The sequence below is a fragment of the Sinimarinibacterium arenosum genome (assembly GCF_005047655.1).
In the GTDB taxonomy this organism is placed as follows: Bacteria; Pseudomonadota; Gammaproteobacteria; order Nevskiales; family Nevskiaceae; genus Solimonas.
The window spans coordinates 82,038-93,445 of sequence record NZ_SUKF01000001.1; the positions used below are offsets into that span (position 1 = coordinate 82,038).

The following is an 11,408-nucleotide window of genomic DNA, read 5'->3' on the forward strand; positions in this document are numbered from 1 at the left end:
GTGCGGCATGTGCCTGTGAATCTTGCGCGTCCTGTCGAAGTCAGGCGCTGCGACGCAGTGCTCCGCGTTTCTTCAGATGAACCAGCAGCAATGACACGGCGGCCGGCGTCACGCCGGAGATGCGGCCAGCCTGACCGACGGTCTGCGGGCGATGGGCCACGAGTTTCTGCCGCACTTCGTTGGACAGTCCGATTACCTGCGCATAGTCGAAGTCGTCGGGCAGCGACGTGTCTTCATTGCGCCGCACGCGCTCGATCTCGAGCGTCTGCCGCTGGATGTACCCGGCGTATTTGGTCTGGATCTCGACCTGTTCGGCGACGCAGACGTCGATCTGTTCCGGCGCCAGACCGAGGCGCTGCAAGATGGCGTAACTGCCTTCCGGACGGCGCAACAGATCGAGCCCGGACAGGCCGCTGTCGTTGGGCGCGGCACCGAAGGCGGCCGCGATGTCCTCGCGCGCCAGCAGCGCCGGTTTCAACCACAGCGAGTCCAGGCGCTGGTGTTCGGCGGCAATGGCGTCGGCTTTCTCGCTGTAGGCACGCCAGCGCCGCTCGTCGACCAAGCCCAGCTGGCGTCCGGTCGGGGTCAGACGCTGGTCGGCGTTGTCCTCGCGCAGCAGCAGCCGGTGCTCGGCGCGCGAGGTGAACATGCGGTAGGGCTCGGTTGTGCCGAGGGTGATCAGGTCATCGACCAGCACGCCGATGTAGGCCTCGTGTCGCTGCGGCGTCCACGGCGCCTGCCCACGCACGCGCAGCGCGGCGTTGATGCCGGCCAGCAGGCCCTGTGCCGCCGCTTCTTCGTAGCCGGTGGTGCCGTTGATCTGGCCGGCAAAGAACAGCCCGGCGATGACTTTCGTTTCCAGCGAGCATTGCAGATCGCGCGGATCGAAATAGTCGTACTCGATGGCGTAGCCGGGCCGCGTGATTTGCGTCCGCTCCAGTCCGCGGATGCTGCGCACGAAGCGTTCCTGGATGTCGTAGGGCAGCGAGGTCGAGATGCCGTTGGGGTAGATCTCGCGGGTATTCAGGCCTTCCGGTTCGAGAAAGATCTGATGCCGGTCACGATCGCCAAAGCGGTTGACCTTGTCCTCGACGCTGGGGCAATAGCGCGGGCCGGTCCCTTCGATGATGCCGCTGAACATCGGCGAGCGATCGAAGCCGCTGCGAATGATGTCGTGGGTTTCGGCATTGGTGTGCGTGATGTGACACGGCACCTGTCGTGGATGCTCTGCAGCATTGCCCAGAAACGAGAACACCGGGGTCGGTGTATCGCCCGGTTGTTCGGCCAGCTGCGACCAGTCGATCGTGCGGCCGTCCAGGCGCGGTGGTGTCCCGGTCTTCAGGCGACCGACACGCGGATGCAGCTCGCGCAGGCGCGCGGCCAGCGGTAGTGACGGCGCATCGCCCGCGCGACCACCCGGGGTCTGACTGAGGCCGACATGAATGCGTCCGCCCAGAAAGGTGCCGGTGGTCAGCACCACGGACGGTGCATGGAATTTCAGCCCCAGACGCGTGACAACGCCGCGTACGGTGCCGCCTTCAACGATCAGGTCGTCGACTTCCTGCTGGAACAGACTCAGGTTCGGCTGGTTCTCCATCGCTTCGCGCACAACCCACTTGTACAGCATGCGGTCCGCCTGGGCGCGCGTCGCGCGCACGGCGGGTCCCTTGGATGCGTTGAGCATGCGGAACTGGATGCCGGCGCGATCGGCCGCATGTGCCATCAGGCCGCCCAGCGCATCGATTTCCTTGACCAGATGGCCCTTGCCGATGCCGCCGATCGCGGGATTGCACGACATCTGCCCCAGCGTTTCGATGCTCTGTGTCACCAGCAGCGTGCCGCAGCCCATGCGCGCGGCCGCCAGTGCCGCTTCGGTGCCGGCATGGCCGCCGCCGATGACGATGACGTCGAATGTGTGGCTGTCGTGGTGCATGCGCGGATGCGAAAACGCTGTTGGGGCGCGCATTCTACGCCGCGCGCCGGCGTTTGTGATCAATTAATGATCAGCGCGGGGCAGGGGCGCCCGATCGGGCGCAACAAAGCCGAGGCGTGCCGCGTCGCTGCCAAGGCATTCGGGCGAATAGTGCTGGCTCAGCAGTGCGCGCGCATCGTGCAGCAGCTCAGGGTGGGCCGCAATGAACGTCTCCCAATCCTGATCGTCCCGCATGCGCGCGGCGATCAAGTGCAGCAACGCCACCGTCAGGCTGTGGTGGTATTTGTCGCGAGCGCCAAGGTGGTCGACATAGCGGATCAGCAAGCTGCAGAAGCGCTCGGTTGCCTGCGGCAGCGGTGCCGCGCGCAGGCATTGCCAGGCCGCGTGCACGTGGTTGCGATGTCCGAATTGCTCCGGCGGCAGGCTGAAGTCGGCCAGTGCCGCCAGCAGCGCGGCGCCATCAGGCTCCGTAGCGATCGCCGCGGCGTTGCTCAGAACGCGATCTTGCCGGTCAGTGTCTGCCACCACATCTTCCAGTCGCCCATGTATGACATCCACGGATACTGGAATGTCGCCGGCTTGTTGTGCTCGAAGAAGAAATGTCCGACCCAGGCAAAGGCATAGCCCTGAATGAAGGCGACTGCGATCAGCCACCAGGATTGGGTCACGACCGCATAGGCGGCAATCAACAGACCCAGGCTGCTGCCGATGAAGTGCAGGCGCCGGCAGGTGCGATTCGAGTGCTCCTGGAGATAGTACGGGTAGAACTCTTCGAAAGTCTGATACCGGGTCTGTGTTGTCATGGGGCTCCTCCCGACGGGCGAGCCAGAGTATAGGGGGCGTGCGAAATCCTCAAAAGGTCATTTCCGCTCAACACAAGGCGTCCTATGCTGTCGGCCCGTACACCGACCCAGGAGAACCGGTGAGCGAAACTCTGCAGGCGGCCATAACCTTGGGTTGGCGCGAATGGCTGGCGTTGCCGGCGTTGGGGATCGCGCGGATCAAGGCCAAGGTCGATACCGGTGCGCGCAGTTCGGCGCTGCACGTTGCTGGCCTGGCGCGGCTTCCGGGCCAGCGCCTGCGTTTTTCCGTCGTGCCGCAACGGCATCTGCCGCGGCCATGCTGGTGCGAGGCGGAGCAGATTGACGAGCGCTGGGTCACCGACGCTGGCGGACATCGCGAGCTGCGGCCGTTCATCCGCACACTGGTGCAGCTGCACGGAGAGGCGTGGCCGATTGAATTGTCCCTGACTGCGCGTGACGCCATGCGCTACCGCATGCTGCTCGGGCGCAGCGCGCTCGGTCCACAGCACCGCATCGATCCTTCGGCGAGCTTTCTGGCCGGACCGTCGCGCAATGCACCGCTGTTGCGGAGCGATCGATGAAGATCGCGATTCTGTCGCGCAATCGTCACCTGTATTCGACGCGGCGCCTGATCGAAGCAGCGAGGCTGCGTGGGCACAGCGTGCGTGTGATTGATGTGCTGCGCTGTTACATCAACATCCGGCCGGGCCAGCCGGAGATCTGGTATCGCGGGCGCAAACTCGGGCATTTCGACGCGGTGATCCCGCGCATCGGCGCGTCGGTGACTTTCTATGGCACGGCGGTCCTGCGCCAGTTCGAGATGATGGGCGTGTATTCGCTCAATGAGTCGGTCGCGATCACGCGCGCACGTGACAAGTTGCGCGCGTTGCAGTTGTTGTCGCGCAAGGGTATCGGCATGCCGCGCACCGGTTTTGCCCATTCACCGGACGATACGCAAAGCCTGATCGGCCTGGTCGGCGGCGCGCCAATGGTGATCAAGCTGGTCGAGGGCACGCAGGGGCAGGGTGTGGTGCTGGCGGAGACCAACCAGGCCGCCGAATCGGTGATCGACGCGTTTCGCGGACTGGATGCCTATTTTCTGGTGCAGAACTTCGTCGCCGAAGCTGGCGGTCGCGATCTGCGCTGCTTCGTTGTTGGCGACAAGGTGGTGGCGTCGATCCAGCGCACCGCGCGACCTGGCGAGTTTCGCGCCAATCTGCACCGCGGCGGGCGCGCCGAAGCCATCAAGATTACGCCGCAGGAACGCGAGATGGCATTGCGCGCGGCCAGGATCATCGGTCTCAATGTTGCCGGCGTTGATCTGCTGCGCACATCGCAAGGGCCAATGGTTTTGGAGGTCAACGCGTCACCCGGCCTGGAAGGTGTCGAAACCGCCTGTGACATCGATGTGGCCGGACGCATCGTCGACTTCATCGAGCGCAGCGCGCGCCCCGGACATACCCGCACCAAGGGACGCGGCTGAGCAGGTACCCGCCGTTACTCAGGGCTTGAGCACCAGCAGCTCGGTCTTGGCCAGTCCCAATGTGCGCTCGGCAGTGTTGCCGATGATGCGTCCGGACAGTGCTTTGCGCCCGACGCAGCCGATCACCAGCGTGCGGGCATTGATCTGCGCCGCCAGACTCACCAGCACCTTGTACGGTGTGCCCGCCTTGACGTGTGCGCTGATGTCGTCGATGCCGCGTGCCTGGAGATCTGTGATGAATTTGTCGGCGCGTTGCTGCGCAACTTCAACCAGCCGGCGGCGGTCGCTGACGCCGAGATCGCGCAGCACCGGTGATTGCGGAACCGCGTAGGCCAGATGCAATTCGGTGCCGGTGTTTCGCGCAAGCTTTGCAGCAGCCTCGACGATCGCCAGATTCAGCACGCGCTTGGCCGGCAGGCGCGTCCCCAGATCGACTGCGGCGAGAACCGCGCCGCGGCTACGCCAGGCGCGTTGAGGCACGATCAGCACCGGCGCCGGACAGGCGCGCAGCAGCTGCCAGTCGGTCGGAGTGTGATGCCAGGTTTCGCTGCGGTTGCCGGTCTTGATGACCAGGTCCACGCGCAATTTCCCGACCTGTGCACTGACCCATTCGGCGATGCGCTTTTCCCACAGGATCTGCGGAGCCACGTCGATGCCATAGCGTTGCAGCGCGCGCGTCAGCTGCCGGCGGCGCTGCACCAGCAATGCTTCGCGCAGCGCACTGATATCGAGCTGTGGATCGTGCGGTAGTGCTTCATGGATGAATCCGATCACGCTCAGCCGCGTTGGTTCGGACTGCTGCAGTTCGGCAGCGCGCTTCAGTGCCGGGCTGTTGCCGCTGCCGGCGTCGGCGATAACCAGAATATGGCGCATGGGCGTCTCCGAGCGAGCTTCGCGGGTAAGCTCAGGGGGCGAGCAGGAAGACCGTTGCCAGAAGGCCACTGACGGACATCGTCAGCGTATACGGCAGCGCCATCCACATCATCTGCAGGTAACCGAGCCGGATCAGCGGCGCCAGCGCCGAGGTCAACAGGAACAGGAACGCGGCCTGGCCGTTGGGCGTGGCGACACTGGGGATGTTGGTTCCGGCGTTGATTGCGACCGCCAGTAGATTGAACTGGTCGGTTGAAATCAGCCCGCTGTCCAGCGCCTGCTTGACCTCGGTGATGTAGACCGTGGCGACGAAGACGTTGTCGCTGATCATCGACAGTACGCCGTTGGCGACGAACATCAAGGTCAGCTGGCGGGTGCCTTGCTGTGCCAGCACGTAGTCGATAACCGGCTTGAACAGGTGCTGGTCATGAATGACGGCGACCACGGCGAAGAAGGTCACCAGCAGCGCGGTGAACGGCAGTGCCTCTTCAAACGCATGGCCCAGGCGTTTCTCCTCGATGACGCCATTGAACGCAGTCGCCAGCACGATCACCGTCAGGCCGATCAGGCCGACTTCAGCCAGATGCAGCGCCAGACCGACGATCAGGAAAATCGCGGTCGCGGCCTGCATCAGCAGGCGCATGGTCATGTGCGCGTCACGCTGCCGGGACTGCTCGGTTTCCCAGCGCTCCATCACTTCACGGACCGACTCCGGCAGCTGTGCGCCGTAGCTGAACCAGCCGAGCTTTTCCAGCGCCGCGCAGGTCAGAAGGCCAACGCCGAGCACCGGCATCGATACCGGCGCGACGCGACGGAAGAATTCGATGAAATCCCAGTGCGCGATCTCGCCGATCAGAAGATTCTGCGGCTCTCCGACCAGCGTCGTTACGCCGCCCAGCGCGGTGCCGACCGCAGCGTGCATCATCAGATTGCGCAGGAACGCACGGAAGCGATCGAGATCGCCCTTGCGCGGATCGTGCACGAGCTCGTCGTCGTTGTGGTCGTGGTCGTCATCGAAGCCGCGGCCCGAAGCAACCTTGTGATAGACAGTGTAGAAGCCGGTGGCGACGGCGATGACGACCGCGGTGACCGTCAAGGCGTCGAGGAATGCCGACAGCACCGCGGCCGCGGCGCTGAACATCAGCGACAACATCAGCTTGGAGCGGACCTTCACCAGCAGCTTGGTGAAGATGTACAGCAGCATCTCGCGCAGAAAATAGATGCCGGCCACCATGAACATCAGCAGCATGATCACCGCGAAATTCAGCTCCGCTTCGTGATAGACGCTGTGTGCGCTGGTCATGCCCAGTACCACCGCTTCAATCGCGAGCAGGCCGCCCGGCTGCAGCGGATAGCACTTCAGTGCCATCGCCAGCGTGAAGATGAATTCGAGCACCAGCACCCAGCCGGTGACGAATGGACCGGCGATCAGCAGCAGCAGCGGGTTGGCCAGCAGAAACGCGAGAATCGTGGCCTTGTACCAAGGCGGGGCGTGGCCCAGAAAATTGCGCGCAAAAGCGATCGGCAGCGCCTGCACCATTCGAATTCTCCTGGTGGTTTCGGGCGGGTTGACGGCGGCCTTGAAGCGGTTGATCCGCAGCGCACTGAGTCTACCGACTTTGCTGCACGTCGTGCGGTGGCTGCTGCACCGGAGTTGCATGTCGCAGTGCGGCTGTGGCAGAAGTAGCGTCACCGCTATGACGGGGAGCGCATCGTGGAGCCGAGCTCGACGTTAGCTGATGTCGCGTTCTATGCAGTCCTGGTACTCGGCCTCTGCGCCGTCATGCTGGGGTTGTCGGCCTTGCTCGGCCCACGCACCCGGCGCACCGCGGCGACCAATACGCCCTACGAATCCGGCATCGTCGCCAGCGGCAGTACGCAGCTACGCTTCTCCGCTAAGTTCTATCTGGTCGCGATGTTCTTCGTGATCTTTGATCTGGAAGCGATCTTTGTCATGACCTGGGGCGCGGTTGCGCGCGAAGCCGGTTGGGCCGGCTACATCGAAGTCATGGTGTTCCTTGTGATCCTGCTGGTGGCGCTGATCTATCTGTGGCGTACCGGCGCGCTGGACTGGGGGCCGAAGTCGAGGCGTCCGGGCCAGCTGTCCCCGCAACGATCCGACCCCAGGCGGCGCTGACCATGGAATACACCCTGCAGCGACTGGATCAGACCCAGCCGCCGAGCATCGACGAGCAAGTGCGCAAGAGTGTGTTCCTCGGCCGACTCGAGGACATGGCCCAGGCCGCAGTGAACTGGGGGCGCAAGAACTCGCTGTGGCCGTTCAACTTCGGGCTTTCGTGCTGTTACGTCGAAATGGCGACCGCGTTCACCAGCTCGCACGATCTGGCGCGCTTCGGCGCCGAGGTGATCCGTGCGACGCCGCGCCAGGCAGACGTCATCGTCATCTCCGGCACGCCGTTCCTGAAAATGGCGCCGGTGATCAAGCTGCTGTATGAGCAGATGCTGGAGCCCAAGTGGGTCATTTCGATGGGCTCCTGCTCCAATTCCGGCGGCATGTACGACATCTACTCGGTCGTGCAGGGGGTCGACACGATTCTGCCGGTCGACGTTTACATCTCCGGGTGTCCACCACGGCCCGAGGCGTTCCTGCAGGCGTTGATGCTGTTACAGAACTCGATCCAGAAAGAACGCGGCTCAGTGTCGTGGATGGTGGGTCCGCAGGGGGTGACCGAAATGCCGAAGCTGTCGATGCGTGACGCGCGGACCGAGGCGCGCCGCGCGGCGACCACGCTACGGACTCCGGACACCATCTAAGCCATGAACGCCGTCCTGCAGGAGGCGCGACCCACCGGCATCGTCGGGGATCTATTGTCGCGCTATCCGGGGGCGGGATTGCTGGAGCAGGCGACCGCCGATGCGGTGCCGACGCTGTGGGTGCCGGCATCGCAGCTGCTGGCGGTGTTGAAGACGCTCAAGCGCGACGTGACGCAGCCCTACCGCATGCTGTACGACCTGACCGCGATCGACGAGCGGCAGCGTCGTCATCGCGACGGTCAGCCGGCGGCCGATTTCACCGTGGTCTATCTGCTGACCTCTCTGCAGCGCAACGCCGATATCCGCATCAAGGTGGCGCTGAGTGGTGACACACCGCATCTACCGTCGATCACCGCGCTGTGGGCCAACGCCGACTGGTACGAGCGCGAGGTCTGGGATCTGTTCGGTATCGTCTTCGACGGCCATCCGCATCTGGTGCGGATCATGATGCCGCGGACCTGGGAAGGACATCCGCTGCGCAAGGATCACTACGCGCGCGCAACCGAAGCCGAGCGTCTGCAGATGGATGCCGCGCGGGTCGATCGTGAACAGGAAGCGCTGCGCATCAAGCCCGAGGAATGGGGCATGAAAGCGGTCGACGACGATCACGACACGATGATCCTCAATCTCGGCCCGAATCATCCCAGCGTGCACGGTGTGTTCCGTGTGATGCTGCAGCTGGACGGCGAGGAAATCGTGCAGGCGGCACCGGACATCGGCTATCACCATCGTGGCGCCGAGAAAATGGGCGAGCGCCAGTCCTGGCACAGCTATATCCCGTACACCGATCGCATCGACTATCTCGGCGGGGTGATGAACAACCTGCCGTATCTGATGGCGATCGAGCGCATGGCCGGCATCCCGGTGCCACCGCGCGCGCAGACCATCCGCGTAATGCTCTGCGAGTTCTTCCGCATCACCTCGCATCTGCTGTACTACGGCACCTATGCCCAGGACGTTGGCAGCATGTCGCCGGTGTTCTACATGTTCGTCGATCGCCAGAAAGCCTACGACGTGATCGAGGCGATCACCGGTTTCCGCATGCATCCGGCCTGGTTCCGTATCGGCGGCGTCGCCGCTGATCTCCCGATCGGTTGGGACAAACTCGTGCGCGAGTTTCTCGACTGGATGCCGAAGCGTCTGGTCGACTACGACAAGATGGCGCTGCGCAACAGCATTCTGAAGCGTCGCTCGATCGGCGTCGGCGAGTACGACACCGACGCCGCGATCGAGTGGGGTGTGACCGGCCCGGGCCTGCGCGCGACCGGCTGCGACTTCGACTACCGCAAGGCGCGGCCGTACTCCGGCTACGAGCAGTTCGAGTTCGACGTGCCGACGGGCAAGCGCGGCGACGTCTACGACCGCTGCCTGGTGCGGGTCGAGGAAATCCGCCAGAGCCTGCGCATCATCGAGCAGTGTCTGAACAACATGCCGGCGGGTGACTACAAGGCGCGCCATTCGCTGGCGACGCCGCCGATCAAGGATCGCACGATGCAGGACATCGAAACCCTGATCCATCACTTCCTGAGCGTGTCCTGGGGGCCGGTGGTCCCGGCCGGCGAATGCATGATGACGGTGGAGGCGACCAAGGGCCTGAACAGCTACTACCTGACCAGCGATGGCGGCACGATGAGCTATCGCACACGCATCCGCACACCGAGCTTCGCGCATCTGCAGATGATTCCGGCGATGGCACGCGGGGTGATGGTGCCGGATCTGATCGCGATCATCGCGTCGATTGATTTCGTCATGGCCGACGTGGACCGCTGACGATGCTGACGCCCGACGAACTCCGCGAGATCGAACACGAGTTGTCGCATTACGCGCAGCCGCAGGCGGCGACGATCGAGGCGCTGAAGATCGTGCAGAAGCATCGCGGCTGGGTGTCCGACGAGGCAGTGGCCGATATCGCGACCGCCCTGAACTCGACACCGGCGACGGTTGATGCGGTGGCCAGTTTCTACAACCTGATCTACCGCAAGCCGGTCGGACGCCACGTGATCCATGTCTGCGACTCGGTGTCGTGCTGGATCATGGGGCAGACGCGTCTGTCCGAACTGCTGAAGGCGAGGCTCGGGATCGACTATGGACAGACCACACCGGACGGCCGCTTCACCTTGCTGCCGATCTGCTGTCTGGGCACTTGCGACCGTGCGCCGGCGATGCTGATCGGCAGCGATACGCATCGCGATCTGGAATCGGTCGATGCCGCGCGGCTCGATGCGCTGCTGGAGCGCTATCCATGACCGCGCGTCAGTCGCCGCCGCTGCGTCCGCTGACCGAGCGTCTGCGGCCGGACAACACGCCGCTGTCGCTGGCCGAGTACGAGCGGCATGGCGGATTCCAGGGCCTGCGTGCGGCACTGAAGATGGGGCCGCAGGACGTGACCGGCATGGTCAAGACGGCCGGCCTGCGCGGCCGCGGCGGCGCCGGTTTTCCGACCGGCGTGAAATGGGGCCTGGTGCCGATGGGGCCAGAGGCGCCGAAGCAGAAGTACGTCGTCGCCAACGGTGATGAGATGGAACCCGGCACCTTCAAGGACCGGCTGCTGCTCGAAGGCGATCCGCTGCAGTTCATCGAAGGCATGATCATCGCCGGCTACGCGATCGGCGCGTCGATCGGCTATGTGTTCCTGCGCGCCGAATACACGCTGGCGGCGCAGCGCCTGCTGGCCGCAATGGCCGAGTGCGAGGCGCGCCAGCTGCTCGGGCGCAACATCCTTGGCACCGGTTTCGATTTCACGCTGTATCTGCACACCAGTGCCGGTCGCTACATCTGCGGTGAGGAAACCGCGCTGCTGAACTCGCTGGAAGGCAAGCGCGCGGTGCCGCGTTCGAAGCCGCCGTTTCCGGCCACGGCCGGCCTGTTCGGCAAGCCGACGGTGGTCAACAACATCGAGACGCTGTGCAACGTGCCGCACATCGTCCACTACGGCGCTGACTGGTATCGCGACCTGTCGGCAAAGACCACCGGCAACGCCGACGGCGGCACCAAGCTGTACGGCGTCTCCGGCAAGGTCAAGCATCCAGGGTGCTGGGAGCTGCCGATGGGCACGCCGGCGCGTGCGATCGTCGAACAGCACGCCGGCGGCATGCGCGAAGGCCTGCAGCTGCGCGGTTTTCTGCCGGGCGGCGCCAGCACTGACTTCCTGACCGCGGCGCAGCTCGATGTGCCGATGGACTACGACAGCATCGCCAAGGCCGGCTCGCGCATGGGCACCGGCCTGCTGATCGTGCTCGACGACAAGACGCCGCTGCTCGGCATGCTGCGCAACCTGGAGAAATTCTTCGCCATCGAGTCCTGCGGCTGGTGTACGCCGTGCCGTGACGGCCTGCCGTGGACCGAACGGATTCTGGCCGACTTCGAGGCGGGCCGTGCGCGTGCCGGCGACATCGAGCTGCTGCGGCAGCAGACGCGCCTGCTCGGGCCCGGGCGCACCTTCTGTGCGCACGCCCCGGGGGCGATGGAACCGCTGCAGTCGGCGCTGAAGCATTTTCCGCAGGACTTCGAAGCGGCGCTGCGCGGCACGGAGGGCGACTGA

Annotated in this window: 12 protein-coding genes; 7 read left to right on the top strand and 5 right to left on the bottom strand. The window is 64.5% G+C overall.

The window, feature by feature from the left end; translation table 11 throughout:
- Positions 1–40: 40 nt before the first annotated feature.
- The 3 genes from mnmG to E4T66_RS00385 all read right to left on the bottom strand — a co-directional run bounded on the left by mnmG (position 41) and on the right by E4T66_RS00385 (position 2,736).
- Positions 41–1,933 carry a tRNA uridine-5-carboxymethylaminomethyl(34) synthesis enzyme MnmG gene (gene mnmG, locus E4T66_RS00375; RefSeq protein ID WP_136846941.1) on the bottom strand — a complete coding sequence of 631 codons (1,893 nt, stop codon included), beginning with the start codon at positions 1,931–1,933 and terminating at the stop codon, positions 41–43.
- A gap of 63 nt (positions 1,934–1,996) precedes the next feature.
- On the bottom strand, positions 1,997–2,458 hold the full coding sequence (locus E4T66_RS00380; RefSeq protein WP_136846942.1) for a hypothetical protein: 462 nt from the start codon (positions 2,456–2,458) through the stop codon (positions 1,997–1,999).
- Complete coding sequence (locus E4T66_RS00385) at positions 2,425–2,736, bottom strand: Mpo1-like protein (protein WP_136846943.1); 312 nt, start codon at positions 2,734–2,736, stop codon at positions 2,425–2,427. The genes E4T66_RS00380 and E4T66_RS00385 overlap by 34 nt, the downstream gene beginning before the upstream one ends.
- Positions 2,737–2,855: 119 nt before the next feature.
- On the opposite strand from E4T66_RS00385, the gene E4T66_RS00390 reads away from it, so the two are divergent.
- Together E4T66_RS00390 and rimK are read left to right on the top strand one after the other, a co-directional pair.
- Positions 2,856–3,317: an ATP-dependent zinc protease family protein gene (locus E4T66_RS00390; protein ID WP_248679318.1), complete on the top strand. Its 462-nt coding sequence runs from the start codon at positions 2,856–2,858 to the stop codon at positions 3,315–3,317.
- Complete coding sequence (gene rimK, locus E4T66_RS00395; RefSeq protein ID WP_136846944.1) at positions 3,314–4,219, top strand: 30S ribosomal protein S6--L-glutamate ligase; 906 nt, start codon at positions 3,314–3,316, stop codon at positions 4,217–4,219. Before E4T66_RS00390 ends, rimK begins: the two co-directional genes overlap by 4 nt.
- A gap of 18 nt (positions 4,220–4,237) precedes the next feature.
- On the opposite strand, the gene E4T66_RS00400 is transcribed toward rimK, so the two are convergent.
- Positions 4,238–5,092, bottom strand: coding sequence for a universal stress protein (locus E4T66_RS00400; RefSeq protein ID WP_136846945.1), 855 nt, complete (start codon positions 5,090–5,092; stop codon positions 4,238–4,240).
- Between the two features lie 31 nt (positions 5,093–5,123).
- A complete protein-coding gene (nhaB, locus tag E4T66_RS00405) occupies positions 5,124–6,632 on the bottom strand; it encodes a sodium/proton antiporter NhaB (protein ID WP_136846946.1) in 1,509 nt (502 codons plus the stop codon).
- A 243-nt stretch (positions 6,633–6,875) separates the two neighbouring features.
- On the opposite strand from nhaB, the gene E4T66_RS00410 reads away from it, so the two are divergent.
- Genes E4T66_RS00410 through nuoF form a run of 5 tightly spaced genes read left to right on the top strand, consistent with a single transcriptional unit; the run spans position 6,876 to position 11,408 of the window.
- Positions 6,876–7,229: an NADH-quinone oxidoreductase subunit A gene (locus E4T66_RS00410; RefSeq protein WP_136847482.1), complete on the top strand. Its 354-nt coding sequence runs from the start codon at positions 6,876–6,878 to the stop codon at positions 7,227–7,229.
- A 2-nt stretch (positions 7,230–7,231) separates the two neighbouring features.
- A complete protein-coding gene (locus E4T66_RS00415; RefSeq protein ID WP_136846947.1) occupies positions 7,232–7,867 on the top strand; it encodes an NADH-quinone oxidoreductase subunit B in 636 nt (211 codons plus the stop codon).
- A 3-nt stretch (positions 7,868–7,870) separates the two neighbouring features.
- A complete protein-coding gene (gene nuoC, locus E4T66_RS00420) occupies positions 7,871–9,637 on the top strand; it encodes an NADH-quinone oxidoreductase subunit C/D (RefSeq protein ID WP_136846948.1) in 1,767 nt (588 codons plus the stop codon).
- A 2-nt stretch (positions 9,638–9,639) separates the two neighbouring features.
- Positions 9,640–10,113, top strand: a complete 474-nt coding sequence (nuoE, locus tag E4T66_RS00425) for an NADH-quinone oxidoreductase subunit NuoE (RefSeq protein WP_136846949.1) — start codon at positions 9,640–9,642, stop codon at positions 10,111–10,113.
- Positions 10,110–11,408 (top strand): NADH-quinone oxidoreductase subunit NuoF, encoded by a 1,299-nt coding sequence (nuoF, locus tag E4T66_RS00430; protein WP_136846950.1) that lies wholly within the window; start codon positions 10,110–10,112, stop codon positions 11,406–11,408. The genes nuoE and nuoF overlap by 4 nt, the downstream gene beginning before the upstream one ends.

Bases quoted from the DNA above. Each gene is read 5' to 3' on its own strand.
- nuoF (WP_136846950.1), top strand. From the start codon at position 10,110: ATGACCGCGCGTCAGTCGCCGCCGCTGCGTCCGCTGACCGAGCGTCTG.
- E4T66_RS00410 (WP_136847482.1), top strand. From the start codon at position 6,876: ATGCTGGGGTTGTCGGCCTTGCTCGGCCCACGCACCCGGCGCACCGCG.
- mnmG (WP_136846941.1), bottom strand. From the start codon at position 1,933: ATGCACCACGACAGCCACACATTCGACGTCATCGTCATCGGCGGCGGC.
- nhaB (WP_136846946.1), bottom strand. From the start codon at position 6,632: ATGGTGCAGGCGCTGCCGATCGCTTTTGCGCGCAATTTTCTGGGCCAC.
- rimK (WP_136846944.1), top strand. From the start codon at position 3,314: ATGAAGATCGCGATTCTGTCGCGCAATCGTCACCTGTATTCGACGCGG.
- nuoE (WP_136846949.1), top strand. From the start codon at position 9,640: ATGCTGACGCCCGACGAACTCCGCGAGATCGAACACGAGTTGTCGCAT.
- E4T66_RS00400 (WP_136846945.1), bottom strand. From the start codon at position 5,092: ATGCGCCATATTCTGGTTATCGCCGACGCCGGCAGCGGCAACAGCCCG.
- E4T66_RS00385 (WP_136846943.1), bottom strand. From the start codon at position 2,736: ATGACAACACAGACCCGGTATCAGACTTTCGAAGAGTTCTACCCGTAC.
- nuoC (WP_136846948.1), top strand. From the start codon at position 7,871: ATGAACGCCGTCCTGCAGGAGGCGCGACCCACCGGCATCGTCGGGGAT.
- E4T66_RS00415 (WP_136846947.1), top strand. From the start codon at position 7,232: ATGGAATACACCCTGCAGCGACTGGATCAGACCCAGCCGCCGAGCATC.